At 63.4% G+C, this 15,807-nt stretch carries 17 protein-coding genes; 11 read left to right on the forward strand and 6 right to left on the reverse strand.

The features are described from left to right. Window positions 1-6: 6 nt before the first annotated feature. Window positions 7-1,491, reverse strand: a complete 1,485-nt coding sequence (locus tag ACO054_RS00135) for a SulP family inorganic anion transporter (protein WP_421708413.1) — start codon at window positions 1,489-1,491, stop codon at window positions 7-9. A gap of 281 nt (window positions 1,492-1,772) precedes the next feature. Here ACO054_RS00135 and ACO054_RS00140 point away from each other — a divergent pair, with 281 nt between their 5' ends. Then, the gene (locus ACO054_RS00140) at window positions 1,773-2,132 is read left to right on the forward strand and encodes an ArsC family reductase (RefSeq protein ID WP_421708414.1); all 360 of its coding nucleotides are present in this window, start codon (window positions 1,773-1,775) and stop codon (window positions 2,130-2,132) included. Window positions 2,133-2,171: 39 nt separating this feature from the next. Here ACO054_RS00140 and ACO054_RS00145 read toward each other — a convergent pair whose 3' ends face one another. Both ACO054_RS00145 and ACO054_RS00150 read right to left on the reverse strand, forming a co-directional pair. Further along, window positions 2,172-2,609, reverse strand: coding sequence for a VOC family protein (locus ACO054_RS00145; RefSeq protein ID WP_421708415.1), 438 nt, complete (start codon window positions 2,607-2,609; stop codon window positions 2,172-2,174). Between the two features lie 97 nt (window positions 2,610-2,706). Next, window positions 2,707-3,468, reverse strand: a complete 762-nt coding sequence (locus ACO054_RS00150) for an alpha/beta hydrolase family protein (RefSeq protein WP_421708416.1) — start codon at window positions 3,466-3,468, stop codon at window positions 2,707-2,709. 653 nt (window positions 3,469-4,121) lie between these two features. On the opposite strand from ACO054_RS00150, the gene ACO054_RS00155 reads away from it, so the two are divergent. Further along, window positions 4,122-4,670 carry a peroxiredoxin gene (locus tag ACO054_RS00155; RefSeq protein ID WP_421708417.1) on the forward strand — a complete coding sequence of 183 codons (549 nt, stop codon included), beginning with the start codon at window positions 4,122-4,124 and terminating at the stop codon, window positions 4,668-4,670. A gap of 169 nt (window positions 4,671-4,839) precedes the next feature. Further along, window positions 4,840-5,388, forward strand: coding sequence for a carboxymuconolactone decarboxylase family protein (locus tag ACO054_RS00160; protein ID WP_421708418.1), 549 nt, complete (start codon window positions 4,840-4,842; stop codon window positions 5,386-5,388). A gap of 48 nt (window positions 5,389-5,436) precedes the next feature. On the opposite strand, the gene ACO054_RS00165 is transcribed toward ACO054_RS00160, so the two are convergent. After that, complete coding sequence (locus tag ACO054_RS00165) at window positions 5,437-5,619, reverse strand: hypothetical protein (protein WP_421708419.1); 183 nt, start codon at window positions 5,617-5,619, stop codon at window positions 5,437-5,439. Window positions 5,620-5,823: 204 nt separating this feature from the next. Between ACO054_RS00165 and ACO054_RS00170 the strand changes: the two genes are divergently transcribed. The 4 genes from ACO054_RS00170 (at window position 5,824) to ACO054_RS00185 (ending at window position 9,239) form a co-directional block, all read left to right on the forward strand. Then, window positions 5,824-7,026, forward strand: a complete 1,203-nt coding sequence (locus ACO054_RS00170) for an aspartate transaminase (protein WP_421708420.1) — start codon at window positions 5,824-5,826, stop codon at window positions 7,024-7,026. 10 nt (window positions 7,027-7,036) lie between these two features. Next, window positions 7,037-7,975, forward strand: a complete 939-nt coding sequence (locus ACO054_RS00175) for a ketopantoate reductase family protein (protein ID WP_421708421.1) — start codon at window positions 7,037-7,039, stop codon at window positions 7,973-7,975. Continuing rightward, on the forward strand, window positions 7,962-8,576 hold the full coding sequence (locus ACO054_RS00180; RefSeq protein ID WP_421708422.1) for an inner membrane-spanning protein YciB: 615 nt from the start codon (window positions 7,962-7,964) through the stop codon (window positions 8,574-8,576). Before ACO054_RS00175 ends, ACO054_RS00180 begins: the two co-directional genes overlap by 14 nt. Before the next feature lie 147 nt (window positions 8,577-8,723). Beyond that, entirely contained in the window at window positions 8,724-9,239 is a 516-nt protein-coding gene (locus ACO054_RS00185; RefSeq protein WP_421708423.1) for a PAS domain-containing protein, read from the forward strand. 55 nt (window positions 9,240-9,294) lie between these two features. On the opposite strand, the gene ACO054_RS00190 is transcribed toward ACO054_RS00185, so the two are convergent. Continuing rightward, window positions 9,295-10,566, reverse strand: coding sequence for an NAD(P)/FAD-dependent oxidoreductase (locus tag ACO054_RS00190; RefSeq protein ID WP_421708424.1), 1,272 nt, complete (start codon window positions 10,564-10,566; stop codon window positions 9,295-9,297). Window positions 10,567-10,731: 165 nt separating this feature from the next. Here ACO054_RS00190 and ACO054_RS00195 point away from each other — a divergent pair, with 165 nt between their 5' ends. The 4 genes from ACO054_RS00195 (at window position 10,732) to msrP (ending at window position 15,333) form a co-directional block, all read left to right on the forward strand. Next, the gene (locus ACO054_RS00195; RefSeq protein ID WP_421708425.1) at window positions 10,732-12,774 is read left to right on the forward strand and encodes an elongation factor G; all 2,043 of its coding nucleotides are present in this window, start codon (window positions 10,732-10,734) and stop codon (window positions 12,772-12,774) included. A 229-nt stretch (window positions 12,775-13,003) separates the two neighbouring features. Next, window positions 13,004-13,474: a Dps family protein gene (locus tag ACO054_RS00200; protein WP_421708426.1), complete on the forward strand. Its 471-nt coding sequence runs from the start codon at window positions 13,004-13,006 to the stop codon at window positions 13,472-13,474. A gap of 223 nt (window positions 13,475-13,697) precedes the next feature. Continuing rightward, a complete protein-coding gene (locus ACO054_RS00205; protein ID WP_421708427.1) occupies window positions 13,698-14,123 on the forward strand; it encodes a hypothetical protein in 426 nt (141 codons plus the stop codon). A gap of 178 nt (window positions 14,124-14,301) precedes the next feature. Then, the gene (msrP, locus tag ACO054_RS00210) at window positions 14,302-15,333 is read left to right on the forward strand and encodes a protein-methionine-sulfoxide reductase catalytic subunit MsrP (RefSeq protein ID WP_421708428.1); all 1,032 of its coding nucleotides are present in this window, start codon (window positions 14,302-14,304) and stop codon (window positions 15,331-15,333) included. Window positions 15,334-15,354: 21 nt separating this feature from the next. On the opposite strand, the gene ACO054_RS00215 is transcribed toward msrP, so the two are convergent. Next, the gene (locus tag ACO054_RS00215; protein ID WP_421708429.1) at window positions 15,355-15,786 is read right to left on the reverse strand and encodes a hypothetical protein; all 432 of its coding nucleotides are present in this window, start codon (window positions 15,784-15,786) and stop codon (window positions 15,355-15,357) included. Window positions 15,787-15,807 lie beyond the last annotated feature (21 nt).

Genomic DNA, 15,807 nt, shown 5'->3' on the forward strand with positions numbered 1-15,807 from the left:
GTCTCCTCAGTGCCCCATCAGCCGGTCGAAGGCGTCCGGCTTGTCGTGGATCGCCAGCTTGTCGACGATGGTCTCGCTGGCCTCGTTGATCCCGACGATTTCCACGTCCGTCCCCTCTCGCCGGAACTTCACCACGATCATATCCAGGGCCGCCACGCTGGAGATATCCCAGATGTGGGCCCGGCTGACATCGATAATCACCTTGTCCAGCGCCTCACGCAGGTCGAAAGCCTTGCCGAAGGCTTCGGCCGACGCGAAGAAGACCTGCCCCTCGACCAGGTAGGTCCGCACCTTTCCGTCGGCCGAGAGGGTCGAGGTCACTCGGAAGATCTGGGCGATCTTCCAGGCGAAGAAGATGCCGGACAGCAGCACGCCGACCAGCACGCCGATGGCCAGATTGTGGGTCACCACCACGCAGACGACGGTCGAGAGCATGACGATGGAGGAGCTTCGGGGGTGGTCCCTCAGGTTGCGGACCGACGACCAGCTGAAGGTGCCGATGGAGACCATGATCATGATGGCGACCAGCGCCGCCATGGGAATCTGTTTCACCCAGTCGCCCAGGACCACGATCATGAAGAGCAGGAAGATGCCGGCGCAGAAGGTGGAGAGTCGACCGCGTCCGCCTGACTTCACGTTGATGATCGACTGGCCGATCATCGCGCAGCCGGCCATGCCGCCGATGAAGCCGGTCGCCGTGTTGGCCAGACCCTGGCCGACGCACTCGCGGTTGCGGTCGCTTGGCGTATCGGTCAGATCGTCCACGATGGTTGCCGTCATCAGCGACTCCAGCAGACCCACGGCGGCCACTGCCGCCGAATAGGGCAGGATGATCAGCAGGGTCTCCAGCGTCAGCGGGATGTCGGGCAGCAGGAAGACCGGCAAGGTCGAGGGCAACTCGCCCATGTCGCCGACGGTGCGCAGGTCCAGATCCAGCAGAAGGGCCGCGCTGGTCAGCACGAGGATGCAGATCAACGGCGAGGGGACTGCCTTCGTCAGGCGCGGGAAGAGGTAGATGATGGCCAGACCGGCGGCGACCATCGCATAGGTCAGCCAGGGAACCCCGATCAATTCGGGCAGCTGCGCCATGAAGATCAGGATCGCCAAGGCGTTGACGAAGCCGGTGATGACCGAGCGCGAGACGAAACGCATCAGCGCGCCCAGGCGCAGCAGTCCGGCCGCGATCTGCAGCAGTCCGGCCAGAACCGTTGCGGCCAACAGGTATTGCAGGCCGTGGTCCTTGACCAACGTCACCATCAGCACGGCGGTCGCGGCGGTCGCGGCCGAGATCATTCCGGGTCGGCCGCCAGTGATGGCGACGATCACGGCGATGGAAAAGGAAGCATAGAGGCCGACCTTGGGGTCGACGCCGGCGATGATCGAGAAGGCGATGGCCTCGGGGATCAAGGCGAGTGCCACGACGAGGCCGGCCAGGATGTCGCCGCGCAGGTTTCCGATCCATTGGTCACGGTAGGCCAGTAGCGAATTCATGATCTATCCCGGGTCGGTCGAAAGGCGGCACAGGCAGCATTGGCCCGGATCTGGACGAGCCGGGCTTCAGCCGTCGACCGCAGACGGAAATCTGCAGCCGCTGAAAAGGTCAGTGGATTGCTGTTATTAGGTCTTGATAGGGGATTGAATGTTGCGGTGCAACATGAAACGGCAGCCAAAGCTGCACGCCGTTTCCATTGGCTGGTGAGCGCGATCTTGGCGACTCCGAGGTCGAGCGGCCAAGGTGCGCCGAGCTTTGAAATCTTGGAGATCCTCCTCGTATGATCGTCGTCTACGGCCTGAAAAACTGCGATAGCTGCCGCAAGGCCCGGAGCTGGCTGTCGGATCGGGGCCTTGCTCACCGCTTTCACGACCTGCGCGCCGACGGCCTGCCGCAGTCGCGGCTGGAGGCTTGGTTGACCGCGCTCGGTTGGGAGACGGTTCTGAACCGCCGCGGCACCACGTGGCGGCAGTTGCCGGAGGAGGTGCGGTCCGGCGTCACGGCCAAGACCGCTGCCGCTTTGCTGGCCGATCACCCGGCCCTGATCAAGCGGCCGGTTTTCGAGCTGCCGGATGGTCGCGTGATCATTGGCTTTACCGCAAGCCAGCAGGCAGCGTTGGCGGAAACGGGGTCTGGCTGACGTCGTCGCTTCGCGAACGGGCGAGGTGGAGCGACCGCGTCAATCGGGTAGCTGCGGTGTGCCGTTCTCGTCCAGCGGCGCGTGCGGGTTCCACGCCACCTCCCATAGATGCCCGTCAAGGTCGCGAAAGTAGCCCGAGTAGCCGCCCCAGAATGCCTCGGCTGCCGGTTTGACGACCTCGGCACCGGCCGACTTCGCCTCGGCCAAAACATCGTCGACGGCTTCGCGGCTGCGGGTGTTGTGCGCCAGGGTGACTCCGCTGAAGGTCTGCTCGGGGGCGTAGGCCGTCGCAGGCAGTCCTGCATCTTCAGCCAGCTTGTCTCCGGGATAGAGCGCCAGGGCCATGCAGCCACAGCGGAAGAAGCGGATGCCTTCGAACTGCTTCGCGGCCGGTTGCCAACCGAGCGCTTCATAGAAAGCACTGCTTCGCTGTAGGTCCGCCACGCCGAGGGTGACTATGCTGATTCGCGGTTCCATTTGGCTCCCTTTGCAGCGTTGCGGCGGCTCGACATCTCAGCACGGCCGGGCATGCAGAACTTTGATGTAGCCGGTTCTAGCTCGACCTTGGTGATTGCTAGCGTCGCAAGTGTCTCGCGAAGAATTCGATGACCGCAGCATGATGCTCGTTCTCCGTCGGACCGTCGGGCATGTGGTCCTGGCCTTCGTAGTAGTGAACCTCGGGATGACGGCCCGCCGCCGTCAGGCGCTGTTCGAGACGGCGGGTCATCTCGCTGCTCCACATCGTGTCGTCCGTGCCGTGGCTGAGAAACAGGGGGCCCGGGTAGCGCTCGATCTCGATGGGGGTCGTCGGGCGCAGAGCTTCGCTGCTGCCGCGCCAGGTCCAGGCCGTCTCTGCCGGGTCCCAGACTTGCCAGCCCGGATCGCCGCGATCGCGCCACTTAGCTGCCCGGAAGGCGCCGCAGACGACGTCGGCCGGCGCGTGGACGGCAATGGCGTCGGGCAAGCCGTCCAAGCGGTCGCGCGCCATCAGGGAGGCGACCAGTAAGGCATGCTCTGCGCCGCGCGAGACGCCGTACAAGCCGAGGCCCGCTCCGCTTACGGCGAAGGACCCGAGCGCTGCCAAGGCTTCGACGGTCCGATCGAGCGGCACGTCCAGGATGCTGCCTGCATTCCAGGGATTGCCGCCCTCGGAGTAGCCGAACGGAAAGGCCAGGAAGCCGTGAGCCGCCAGAATGACAGCGTTGCGATGACTCCAGCCTGCCCAGGCGCCCTCCGACCCGTGCAGGACCAGCACTGCCGGAAAGGGCCCGTCTCCAGGCGGTCCGTAAGTCGCTCCCCAGTCGGGCAGCAGGCGTCGCACGATCTTCAGCGACATGGTTTCGCCCTTTGCGTTCGGGCCTTTCCCAGGCCAGTGCGTTCGGGCCTTTCCCAGGCCGGGCCACAGCTGAAGGCTGTGAAAGCCTATTGTCAGCAAAGACTAACTTGCCGGGCTGATTCGCTCTTATCGAAAAGCCTCGCAAGACAGCGTTTTTGAACGATGCCTGCTCTAAAACGATATATCTTCGAGTCGATGCATCCGGATGACCGGCTTGCTCATGCGATTGGGGCCTTGAACTCCGATGTCCTGGTTTCCCGTAGTTTGCGCCGTGCTACTGTCCGTACTCGGCTACATCGTTTTCCGGTCGGAGGCGATCGGCCTTGGCGCGGCCGTTGCGGGGTTTGTCGCTGGGTCGATCCTGAAGAGCCATTTCGAAAGGTAGAGTCGCGGCGGCACGGCGTGACGCGGCCATGGCCCCGGGTCCTTCCGTCCCTCGCTTCGAAACGTCGCAGCAAGGCTCACCGTCGGCCGCAATCCGGCTCTTGACGCACTGCAGCAAAATACTATTCTCCGGTGTCAGTTGCGCATTGGATGCGTTCCAGGAACCATCTCTTACCTATTACTGGTACTGACGACGGTTGACCATCTTCGGCCGCCGGCCGGTGTGGCTGCGCGACATCGCAAGATCTTCCAGAAGGAGACAAGACCTGATGCTCACCGTTGGCGACAGCTTCCCCAGCTTCGATTTGACCGCCGTCAAGGCCGGCACCCCGCAGGCTCCCTCCGAGGCCTTCGAGCAGGTGACCGACAAGAGCTATCCCGGCCAGTGGCTGGTGGTTTTCTACTGGCCGAAGGACTTCACCTTCGTCTGCCCGACCGAAATCGCCGAATTCGGGCGTCTGACAGAAGAGTTCGCCGACCGCGATGCCCAGGTGCTTGGCGTGTCGACGGACAACGAGTTCGTCCACCATGCCTGGAAGCGCGACCATGAAGACCTGCGTGCGCTGCCCTTCCCGATGGTCTCCGACATCAAGCGCGAGCTGGCCGATCAGCTCGGCATTCTCGACCGGACCGAGGGCGTGGCGCTCCGTGCCACCTTCGTCGTGGATCCCGAGGGCGTCATCCAGCATGTCGCCGTCAACGGCTTGAATGTCGGCCGCAACGTCAAGGAGACGCTGCGCGTGCTGGACGCACTGCAGACCGACGAACTCTGCCCCTGCAATTGGGAGAAGGGCGAAGAGGTCCTGAAGGTCGCGTAGGACCGGGCCGCCCAGTCGGCGAGGTCGTTTCCGCTCTTGGGGCCGTCGCACTCTCGCGACCGGCCCCGAGAGCGCTCTCGCATCGAGCCCGGCTGCTGCGCCACCACGCCTGCTCCAGGCCTCACCTCTTCAAGACACGCCAGGGTTTCCGAACGCCAGGAGGTTCCCAATGACCGTCGACAGTCTCAGAAGCCGTATCCCCGCCTACGCCAAGGATATCAAGCTCAATCTCTCCAACGTGCTGGAGCCGCACAACCTCACCGAACAGCAGGTCTGGGGGATCGCGCTGGCAAGTGCCATCGCCAGCCGCAATCCCGAGGTGCTAGAGGCGATTGCCCAGGATGCGGCGACGCGCCTGTCTCCAGAGGCGCAAACGGCCACTCGCACCGCAGCGGCGCTGATGGCGATGAACAACATCTATTATCGTTCGACCCACCTGATCTCCAACGCCGACTACGGGAAGCTGCCGGCGCGGCTCCGGATGAATGCCATTGCCAATCCGGGCATCGACAAGCTCGATTTTGAGCTGATTTCCTTGGCGGTTTCCGCGATCAACGGCTGCGGGATGTGCCTGGATGCCCACGAGCGGGAGGTGCTGAGCAAGGGTGCGACCAAGGAGGGCGTTCAGGATGCCCTGCGGATCGCGGCGGTCGTTCACGCCGTTGCCGTCACCCTGGAATCCGAACGGACGATCGGAGCCGCGCAGGCCGCAGCCTAACTCGACTGACCGCGCCGTGCGGCCTGGACTCCAAGGTGCAGTCGCGCTTCAGGTGGGTGGCGCCAGTTCGGCCAGAAGCAGTAGGGCTCCGAAGGCGGCGGCGAGCAGCAGGACCGTGTAGGTGAGGGCTTGCCGAGTGCGCCGCCGTCGTCTCCTGCGCGGGCTCTCATAGCTCAGCAAGGTAAGGTAGCCGTTACGCATCGTCGCGCTGTCGTTCGACGATTGTCCCATCGTGACCCTCCGCTACAGGCGAACAGAATCCGACCTCGACACGCCTGAGGAGTCATGAGTCAAAGATGGGGCTCTCGCTTGGCAGTGGTCGCGGGCGAGACCGCATGCCTTCGCAAGGTTGTCATCCTCTACGCCCTCCGATAGCTTCCGGCTCGCTTTTCTCGGTTCGCAGGTTGGCGGACCCAGTTCCGGAGGATCTTCGCGATGTCGCTGCTTGCCGAGCGCCTATCCCGCATCAAGCCCTCTCCGACCATCGCCGTTACGACGAAGGCACGCGAATTGAAGGCCGCAGGTCGCGACGTGATCGGTCTCGGTGCGGGCGAGCCGGACTTCGACACGCCCGAGAACGTCAAGCGGGCCGCGGTCGCCGCGATTGATCGCGGCGATACGAAGTATACGGCCGTTGACGGTACGCCCGAGCTGAAGCAAGCGATTGTCGACAAGTTCAAGCGCGACAACGATCTGAGCTATGCGCCGGAGCAGATTACGGTTGGCACGGGCGGCAAACAGGTTCTCTACAACGCCCTGATGGCGACGCTCGACCCGGGCGACGAGGTGATCATCCCCGCGCCCTTCTGGGTCTCCTACCCGGACATGGTTCTATTGGCCGAGGGCGAACCGGTCGTGGTGCCCTGCTCGCAGAACGCCGGCTTCAAGCTGCAGGCGGACGATCTAGAGCAGGCGATCACCAAAAAGACCAAATGGCTGATCCTGAACAGTCCGAGCAACCCGACAGGGGCGGCCTATACGGCGGATGAGTTGAAGGCGCTTGCGGAGGTTCTGCTGCGGCATCCGCAGGTCTACGTGATGACCGACGATATGTACGAGAAGCTGACCTACGACAGCTTTGAGTTCGCCACCTTGGCGCAGGTCGAGCCGAAGCTTCTGGATCGGACTCTCACGGTCAACGGTGTCTCTAAAGCCTACGCCATGACCGGCTGGCGCATCGGCTTCGCCGGCGGCCCGGTGAACCTGATCAAAGCCATGGCCAAGATCCAGTCGCAGTCGACCAGCAACCCCTCGTCGGTGAGTCAGGCGGCGGCGGTCGAGGCGCTGAACGGTACTCAGGATTTCATTCCCGACAACAACGCCGTCTTCAGGCAACGGCGGGATCTGGTGGTCGATGCACTCAACACCTGCCCAGGCTTGAGCTGCTCTAGGCCCGAGGGTGCGTTCTACGTCTATCCCTCCTGCGCCGGCGCGATCGGCAAGACGACGCCCGAGGGAAAGAAGATCGAGTCGGACGAGGACTTCGTGACCTATCTGCTGGAGGGCGAGGGTATCGCGGTGGTGCAGGGCGCGGCCTTCGGCCTTTCTCCCTATTTCCGCATCTCCTACGCAACCTCGACCGAGGCGTTGGAAGAGGCCTGCAAGCGCATCAAACGCGCATGCGAAGCTTTGAAATAGCGGATCTCCTATGAAGATCCTGATCTTCGGCAGCGGCGGAATCGGCGCCTACTTCGGCGCCCGCCTGGCTGAGGCGGGCGAAGAGGTGGTCTTCGTTGCGCGCGGTGCCTTCGCCGAGGCGATGCGCCGAGACGGCCTCCGGGTCTTCTCCGCACGCGGCGACGTCCATCTCAAGCCGGTGACGCTGCACGAAAGCGCCGAGACGACAGGAGCGGTCGACGCTGTCTTGATTTGCACCAAGATGTGGTCGCTGCCGGAAGCGGCCGAGGCGATCCGCCCGCTGCTGACCCCCGAGACGGCTGTCGTTCCGCTTCAGAACGGCGTGGAGTCCGTCGAACTGCTTGGCAAGGTCATCGGTTCGGACAACTTGCTCGGCGGCGTCGCCTACATCTCGGCCCATATCGAAGCGCCTGGCGTGATCCGCCACAACACGCAGCATGCGCGGATCGTTTTCGGGGAGCTGGACGGGCGCCGCTTGCCCCGTGCCGAAGCGCTCCAGTCGGCCCTGGAACGCGCGGGACTTGATGCAATCCTGACCGACGATGTCACTCGTGCTCTCTGGGAGAAGTTCAGCACCCTCGCGCCGCTCGCGGGGGCTTGCAGCCATTACCGCAAGGACATCGGCGGTTTACGAGACAGCGCCGGCGGGCGCGAGCTGCTGCAGGCGCTGGCGAGCGAGTGTATCGCGGTTGGTCGGGCGCGCGGCGTTGCCTTTTCCGACGGCTGGGAAAAGACGGTCTACGATCGCTTCGACGAGCTGGGTGCCGCAGTCAAACCCTCCATGCTGCTCGATCTGGAGCGCGGGAATCCTCTGGAGCTGGAGTGGCTGACCGGTGCGACCCTCCGCCTGGGTGAGGAGGCCGGCATCGCCACGCCGGCCAGCCGAAAGGTCTATGCGGACCTCCGCCCCTTCGCCGAGGGGAGGCGGGCGGCTGTTGCTGAAGGGTGAGTCACAGCCTGACCGCGATGAAAGAGGCCCTGCCTGGCTGAAGCCGGCCTGCGACTACGCACCTCTGCTCGTTTTTCTGGCTGTATATTTCGCCAGCGACATCCTGACCGCGACGGCCGCTCTTATGGCGGCGACTCTGCTGGCAGTAGTCACCTCCTGGGCAGTGGCGCGAGCGATCCCCTGGCTGCCGCTCTTCGCTGCGGCGATTCTGGGTGTCTTTGGCGGACTGACTTTGGCCTTCGAGGACGAGATTTGGCTGAAGATCCGACCGACGGTAATGCAGGTGATCTTTGCCGTCGCGCTCTACGGTTCCCTGCTGCTCGGCAAGCCCCTGCTGAAACTGATGATCAACCGTGCCTTTGCCATGCCAGATGCCGCCTGGCGCGTCATGACCCTGCGCTTCGCAGTGTTCTTTTTGGTCATGGCGGGGCTGAACGAGCTGGTCTGGCGCACGCAGTCGACAGACTTCTGGGTGACCTTCGACACGGTCGGACAGATGGGCATCAACTTCATCTTCGTGATGAGCCAGTTGCCCTACATGCTCCGCCAACATGAGGCGGCCCAAGCGGCGGAAAAGGCCGAGAAGAGCGACTCCGCATAAGGGAGGCTTGCTCTCGATTTCCGATCGCACCTAGGGAACTCGTCTGTGTTAATACGTTTATAGCGTGCATATCTCGACAGGTTTCACCCGATTTAATAGTGTCTTCCGTGAGCCTTGTGTTTCCTCAAGGTTGCTGGGAAGTGAGAGATGGCGTCCGACCTCGAGACCGCTGTGGCCGAACTTCGCGACCGGATCGTCCATCCGGAGCAGTCCGCATTTCTCGATTATTGGTTCTCGCGCTCTAGAGCCGGGCGCCTGCCCGCCCGATGCGATCTCGACCCGCTCGACTTTCCAAGTCTTTTACCGCGCATCGCCCTGATCGACGTCCTGACCGAAGCCGGTCGGTTTGGTTTTCGCTACCGTCTGGCAGGTACGGAGATCGTTGGACGAGCGCGGCGCGATCCGACCGGCAAGCGCTTCGAGGAGCTCTACGGCGGCGACTATCTGGCTCAGGCGCAGGCGCTCTACCAGCAGATCGCGGCCTCAGGCGTGCCGCATCTCTCCCGGAGGATCTATCCGGTCGAAGAGGGGCGTGAGACTCTGAGTTATCACCGCCTGATCTTGCCTCTGGCGAGTGACGGTGCTGCTGTCGACATGATGGTCTTACTGATCGCGGTCATCGACCAGCAACGCCTCGACGACGCGATGGAGGTTTTCCGTTGAAGCGGCTGGCGGCCTCGCCCTTCGCTCTCGTTGCTTTGCTGGGCGTCACAGAGGCCTAGACGACGTTCTTCTCGGCGATCGGCCGCTGTGCGGCGATCCTTTCGTAGCCGAAGCGGCTCAGGTCGAGGCTGCTATAGCCGCCATCTACGATCACTTCGGCCAAGGCGCGACCGACGGCGGGACTCTGTTGCAGCCCGTGGCCGGAGAAGCCGTTCGCGAAAAGAAAGTTGGGAAGGTCCGGGTGGGGTCCGAGAACTGCGTTGGCGTCGAAGCTGTTGAGATCGTAGTGACCCGCCCAGGCGCCGGTCGGCTTGATCGACTCGAAGGCTGGAACGCGCGCGGCGAGCAGTGGCCAGAGTCGCTCTTCGAACAGGCTGTGATCCACCTCCAGGTCGTCGCAGTCGGGGTCGGGTTCATCGGGTCCCGGGGAGATCCCGCAGATGTAACCGTTGCCCTCGGGCCGGACATAGAGACCGCTGGGATCGATGATCAGCGGACAGCCCGACAAGCGCTCGCGGCAGTCGAAGACGAAGACCTGGCGCTTGCGCGGATGGACCGGCAGGTTATCGATGCCGGCCATTCTCGCGACGTCCCGCGCACGGATTCCAGAGGCATTGACCAACCAGCCGCAATCCAATCGCTCGTCGGCACCCAGAGTCACGCCGGTCACTTTGCCATTTCGCCGGACTATGCCGACAACCTCGTCGGCTAGGTAGGTGACGCCCAGCGCCACGGCCTTGCGGCGGAAGGCTTGCAGCAGCGCGAAGGGGTCGAACCAGCCTTCCTCGGCCGTGCCGAAACAACCGGCGGCGAGACCTTCGAGATTGAGCCAGGGAAAGCGTGCGGCCAGTCCCTCGCGGTCCAGGAGGATCACTGGCGCGCCCTCGGCCGTCTGCGCCGCGTGGTTCGCGTGTAGCGTCTCCAGTCCCGCCTCGCTGGCCAGGAAAAGGTAGCCGCCCTCATGCAGCTGCACATCAGGTCGCTCGCCGTCGACCTCCAGGGTCTTGCCCAAAGTTTTCAGGAAGGTGATGCCGAACTGGGACATGCGAATGTTCTCGATCGTCGAGAACTGCTGGCGGATGGAGCCTGCCGAGCGTCCAGTGGCGCCGTTCTGGTAGCTCGGGTCGCGCTCGACCACGCAAATGCGCCCGTCGAAGTTGGGATGCGCCGCCAGAAAGTAAGCCACTGCGGAGCCGATCACGCCGCCGCCGGCGATCACCACGTCGAAGCTGTTCGAGAATGCGCGACTCGGAGGTGTCGTCGGGGGCGTCATGGCGCCGGAAAGTAACAGGGGGCAGGGCGAAAGGCGATTGCCAAGCAGGGTCATGCCTGAGAGCATTCTATCATTCCAGCCCGGGTACGGTGAATCGGCCGGGCTGCGGCGACGAAGGCTCAACTGACCCGGCCACCTCCCCGGGCGGCCAACCGATGACCCGTTCGCTACCACACCGGAATAGGGAGCGTGCGGGCCGTCAAACGGGGAGGAACCGTCATGACGAAACCGCAAAACGGCGCGGCCCGCTGCGCTGTGCTCGTCGGGCCTTACGGCAGTGGCAAGACCAGTCTGCTAGAGGCTCTGCTCTTCGCCGCCGGTGTTACGGATCGTAAGGGCCTCGTGGGCGATACCTCGGCCGAGGCCAAGTCCCGGCATATGAGCGTGGAGCCCAACATCGCGCAGGCGACCTATCTGGAGGATGCCTGGTCCTTCATCGATTGCCCTGGGTCCGTCGAGCTTGCTCAAGATGCCCAGGACGCGCTGATCGCTGCCGACATTGCCGTGGTCGTGGCAGAGCCGAACTCTGCCAAGGCGCTCGCCCTGATGCCCCTTTTGAAGTTCCTGGACGACCGTCAAATTCCACACCTACTGTTCGTCAACAAGATGGATAAGCTGACGGGGGCCGGCGGTGAGCGTGTGCGGGATTTGCTCGCGAACTTTCAGATAGCCTCCTCCCGGCCCTTGGTGCTCCGCCAGGTGCCGATGCGCGAGGACGGTGCCGTATCCGGTGCCGTCGATCTGGTCAGCGAGCGGGCCTGGCACTACAACCCGCACGCCCCGTCCGACCTGGTCGAAATCCCCGAGGACCTTCGGGATCGTGAACTTGAGGCGCGCCAGAGTCTGCTGGAAACCCTGGCCGACTTCGACGACGGCCTTCTGGAGCAGTTGCTGGAAGACAGGGTTCCGGCCAACGACGAAGTCTATCGCCATCTCAGGACCAATCTTGCGGCGGACCGTATCGTCCCGGTGTTTCTCGGTTCGGCCGAGCAGGACAATGGAATCCGGCGGCTTCTGAAGGCTTTGCGCCACGAAACGCCGGGGCCTGCGGTGGCATCCGGGCGTCTGGGTGTCGCGCCCAAGGCGGAGCGGAACGGCAAGGAGGACGGAAGCGAGGCCTGTGCGGCCGTGGCGCGCACGCTCAATTTGGCCCACGCCGGAAAGGTCTCCGTGGCGCGAGTGTTGCGCGGTCGTTTGAAGGAGGGCGACCGTCTTGCCGGTCAGCGGGTGGCGGCGCTGTTTCGTCTGCAAGGCACTCACCTGGAGAAGGCAAGCGAAGCCAAAGCAGGCGACCTGATCGGTCTGGGCAAGCTCGACGGGATCCGCACGGGCGACCTGCTGTGTCCTGACAGCAGCGCCGCAGCCGACTGGGTCGAGCCTCTGACCCCTGTCTACGCTCTTTCCATCCAGCCGCGGAACCGTAGCGACGAGGTCAAGCTGAGCGCGGCCTTGAGCAAGCTTCTGGAAGAGGACCGGGCTCTGTCCCTCGAGATGGACCGGGACACGGGGGAGGCCAAACTATGGGGCCAGGGCGAGGTCCATCTGCGTATCGCTCTGGACAAGCTGTCGGGCCGCTTCAACGTCGATGTGGAAGCTGACCTTCCCCGACCGGCCTATAAAGAGACGATCCGCCGTGCCGCCGACCATCACGCCCGACATAAGCGGCAGACCGGCGGTCACGGCCAGTTCGCCGACGTCAGACTCAGTATCGCGCCGCGACCGCGCGGTTCCGGCTTTGCTTTTCACGACAAGATCGTCGGCGGAGCCATTCCCAAGCAGTTTATCCCGGCGGTGGAAGCCGGGATTCTGGAGGGGCTACAACACGGTCCTCTCGGCTTTCCGGTGGTGGACGTCGCGGTCACTCTTAACGATGGACAGTTTCACTCGGTCGACTCTTCGGAAATGGCCTTCAAGACTGCCGGCCGAATGGCAATGCAGGATGGCTTGTCGGATTGTCAGCCGATGTTGCTAGAGCCGATACACCGAGTAGCGGTCTCTGTACCCAATGCGCACACCAGCAGAATTCACGGGCTGCTTTCCAGTCGGCGCGGTCAGATCCTCGGTTTCAATGCCAAGCCAGGCTGGGACGGCTGGGACGAGGTGCAGGCTTACCTGCCGGCGTCGGAGCTGCGCGATCTGATTGTCGAACTGCGCTCGGCCACCCAGGGCATCGGCAACTTCGTTGGAAGTTTCGACCACCTGTCCGAACTAACCGGCCGGCTGGCGGACCGCGTGGTGCAGGAGCGCCAGGCGGCGCAATAGAGTAGGATTGACGTCTTGGAAAACGAGGTGGCCGCCTGCCCCTGGCGGTGGGGTAGTGCGCGAGGGTGATCGCTGCCGTAACGACGGTCCCGGCAAGGGTAACCCCATCCGACCGAAGTTTTTAGAATTCTTCCAAAGAGTGTTGTAACTGTCTTTTGGAGAGCTATATCAGCTCTTGTGTGGATAGCCGAGTAGGGTTATTCCCGAAAGATCAAAAAGGAGATCGATGATGAGCTTGAACACCGGTTTGAGTGACGAGGACCGTAAGGTTGTTTCCGAGGGGCTGTCTCGTGTGCTCGCGGACACCTACACCCTGTATCTGAAGACCCAGAACTTCCACTGGAACGTCACCGGCCCGCACTTCGGCCCGCTGCACACGCTCTTCGAGGAGCAGTACAACGAACTGCGTCTGGCTGCCGACGAGATTGCGGAGCGGATCCGTGCTCTCGGTCATTTCGCGCCGGGCAGCTATGCCCAGTTCACCGAGTTGAAGTCGATCGCCGAAGCGCCGAGTAGCCCGCCGAACGCGGAGGACATGGTCAAGCAACTGACGGGCGACAACGAGGCTCTGTCCCGGGTGGCACGCAGTGTGCAGACGACGGCGGAGAACGCCGGCGACGAAGTGACGATCGGGATGATGGTCGATCGTATGGCCGTTCATGAAAAGGCGGCCTGGATGCTGCGCTCGCACATTCAGTAGTCTGTCGTTGCCCGCCTGCGGGCTCCGTCCAGACTTTGAGGTTTGTTGGGCCTCCCTCTCCGACAGGGCCGTTTTCCTTCTTCCTGCTCGGCACTGCCATCCCTCCGATGGCCGTGCCGAGCTTCGGCCCGGTTGTAAACGTAGACGAACGATCTATCCTTCCTGTCAATGCAGTTTGACAAGGCCGGCGTAAAGCCTGTGAAGCGGAAGGGTGGATCGACCGATGAACACCTCCAAAGTCGCTATTCTCAAAGCTGGGCTCGCTCTTTGGGTCCTGTGGCATCTGGCCTTTGGATTGCTGTCCACCTTCTCCCCCCAATTTGGTGCGGAACTCGTCGGTTGGACCGCGCCGGACGGATGGAATGCGGAACTCCACGCCATGAGCAAGCAGTACGGCATGGTGATGCTTCTGTTGGCGGGCGTGTACCTCATCATGCTGTTCGACCCCCTGCGATACTTGAGTTTCCTATGGATCGCCGTCGGGGAGCAGGTTTTGGGCATTGCTTACGGCGCCTACATCTTCGCCGTGCTGGGTCAACTCACTGAGGGGCAACTCTTACTTCAGGTGGGCGTCAACGTTGCATTGATCGCCGGGATGTTCCTGCTTTGGAGAGGCCTCCGCCCGTCGGCGCCCGCTCAGCCCGCTTAGAGCAGGCTCGCTTAAGCGATGTCACCTCAAGCACGGAGTGGGCGTCAGGTCGGCAGCTTCTCGCAAGCGGTCCGTGACCCTATCCGCCTGTCCCGCCCGGCGCTCTCTAAGCTGTGAGTTGGACTGTGCGCGCCACGTCTTAAGTTAGGACGCTGGTGAAAAACGGGAGAACCTTTTCATGCTGATCAAGCGCCGCCGTGGCTGGGAACTGCCCGAATCGACCGCGACTCCGGAGTCGGTCTACCAGGGGCGACGCCGGTTTCTGCGCGGTGCGGCAGCGGGCTCGGTCCTGCTCGGGGCCGGCGGGTTGCTGGCGGCCTGTGACGAGCCGGCCCAGGCGGATAGCCTGGCAGGGGAGAGGCTGGACGCCGTGCAACTGGCGCAGGCCGCTACCGGAGATCCCAGCGCCGACCTTTACCCTGTACCGCGCAATGAAACCTTCGTGCTGGACCGGGATGTCACCGAAGAGCGACTGGCCATTACGTACAACAACTTCTACGAATTCGGTTCGTCCAAGAACATCTGGCAGAGGGCGCAGGATCTGCCAATCCGACCCTGGACGATTTCTCTGACGGGCGAAGTCGAGCAGCCGCAGGACATCGACATCGACGATCTTCTGGCCAAGGTGGACCTGGAGGAGCGGCTCTACCGGCATCGCTGTGTGGAGGCCTGGGCGATGGCCGTGCCCTGGGCCGGTTTCCCGATGCGTCAGCTGGTGGAACTCGCCAAGCCGCTGTCGTCGGCGAAGTACGTCAAGATGGTGACCTTCATGGACCCTGAGGTGGCCTCCGGTCAGCGCTCCAGCTGGTATCCCTGGCCCTACGTCGAAGGCTTGACGATCGAAGAGGCGACCAACGAACTGGCCTTTATGGGGACCGGCCTCTACGGCAAGCCGATGCCCAAGCAGAATGGTTCGCCCCTGCGTCTAGTGGTGCCTTGGAAGTACGGCTTCAAATCGATCAAGTCGGTCGTCGCCTTCGAGTTCACCCGCGAGCGTCCGGTGTCCTTCTGGGAAGAGATCCAGGGTAACGAGTACGGCTTCTGGGCCAACGTCAATCCCGAGGTGCCGCACCCGCGTTGGAGTCAGGAGACCGAAGAGCTCCTGGGCGTTCGCGAGCGCGTCCCGACGCAACTCTACAACGGCTACGGCGAATGGGTCGCCGACCTCTATCAAGGCAAGGACCAGACCAGCCGTACACTCTGGATGTAGCCGTCATCCGGTCTGCAGGGTTCAGCGCGGCCGTCCGGTGCCGTCGAGCTGAGCGCCCTGCAGGGCCCAGCCATCCTCGCGCATCAGGCTGCCGAGAAAGCTGCGGGCCCCGGCAGCGTAGCCTTGAACCTCGATGGCCCAGACCTGCGGGCAATCCTGTTCCACGAGAAAGCGCACACCCGACAAAAAGCGTTGCAGGTCGCGGCGTGGCGCGGCGTAGGCTCGGCTGTCGAGCGCGTCGACGCGTAACCGGACCACGCCTGTCCCGCCCTGTTGCGCTGTCGGACACCATCCCCGTGCCGGCAGGGGAACGGCGGTCAGGCCGGTCCGGTCGACCACCCAAGGCCGTGTGGGTGACGCGCTTCGATCCGGATCGCGCAGCAAGGTCTGCGCAATCGCCGGCTCGCTTTGCAAGACCACGAACAGAAGGCAGAGGGCGAGCAGTTTGACCATTCCGCATGGTACGCGCCGAAA

The organism is Algihabitans sp. (assembly GCF_965226985.1).
GTDB lineage: Bacteria > Pseudomonadota > Alphaproteobacteria > Kiloniellales > DSM-21159 > Algihabitans.

Coding starts and splice junctions, on each gene's coding strand:
- ACO054_RS00135 (WP_421708413.1), bottom strand. CDS start 1,491: ATGAATTCGCTACTGGCCTACCGTGACCAATGGATCGGAAACCTGCGC.
- ACO054_RS00140 (WP_421708414.1), top strand. CDS start 1,773: ATGATCGTCGTCTACGGCCTGAAAAACTGCGATAGCTGCCGCAAGGCC.
- ACO054_RS00145 (WP_421708415.1), bottom strand. CDS start 2,609: ATGGAACCGCGAATCAGCATAGTCACCCTCGGCGTGGCGGACCTACAG.
- ACO054_RS00150 (WP_421708416.1), bottom strand. CDS start 3,468: ATGTCGCTGAAGATCGTGCGACGCCTGCTGCCCGACTGGGGAGCGACT.
- ACO054_RS00155 (WP_421708417.1), top strand. CDS start 4,122: ATGCTCACCGTTGGCGACAGCTTCCCCAGCTTCGATTTGACCGCCGTC.
- ACO054_RS00160 (WP_421708418.1), top strand. CDS start 4,840: ATGACCGTCGACAGTCTCAGAAGCCGTATCCCCGCCTACGCCAAGGAT.
- ACO054_RS00165 (WP_421708419.1), bottom strand. CDS start 5,619: ATGGGACAATCGTCGAACGACAGCGCGACGATGCGTAACGGCTACCTT.
- ACO054_RS00170 (WP_421708420.1), top strand. CDS start 5,824: ATGTCGCTGCTTGCCGAGCGCCTATCCCGCATCAAGCCCTCTCCGACC.
- ACO054_RS00175 (WP_421708421.1), top strand. CDS start 7,037: ATGAAGATCCTGATCTTCGGCAGCGGCGGAATCGGCGCCTACTTCGGC.
- ACO054_RS00185 (WP_421708423.1), top strand. CDS start 8,724: ATGGCGTCCGACCTCGAGACCGCTGTGGCCGAACTTCGCGACCGGATC.
- ACO054_RS00190 (WP_421708424.1), bottom strand. CDS start 10,566: ATGACCCTGCTTGGCAATCGCCTTTCGCCCTGCCCCCTGTTACTTTCC.
- ACO054_RS00195 (WP_421708425.1), top strand. CDS start 10,732: ATGACGAAACCGCAAAACGGCGCGGCCCGCTGCGCTGTGCTCGTCGGG.
- ACO054_RS00200 (WP_421708426.1), top strand. CDS start 13,004: ATGAGCTTGAACACCGGTTTGAGTGACGAGGACCGTAAGGTTGTTTCC.
- ACO054_RS00205 (WP_421708427.1), top strand. CDS start 13,698: ATGAACACCTCCAAAGTCGCTATTCTCAAAGCTGGGCTCGCTCTTTGG.
- msrP (WP_421708428.1), top strand. CDS start 14,302: ATGCTGATCAAGCGCCGCCGTGGCTGGGAACTGCCCGAATCGACCGCG.
- ACO054_RS00215 (WP_421708429.1), bottom strand. CDS start 15,786: ATGGTCAAACTGCTCGCCCTCTGCCTTCTGTTCGTGGTCTTGCAAAGC.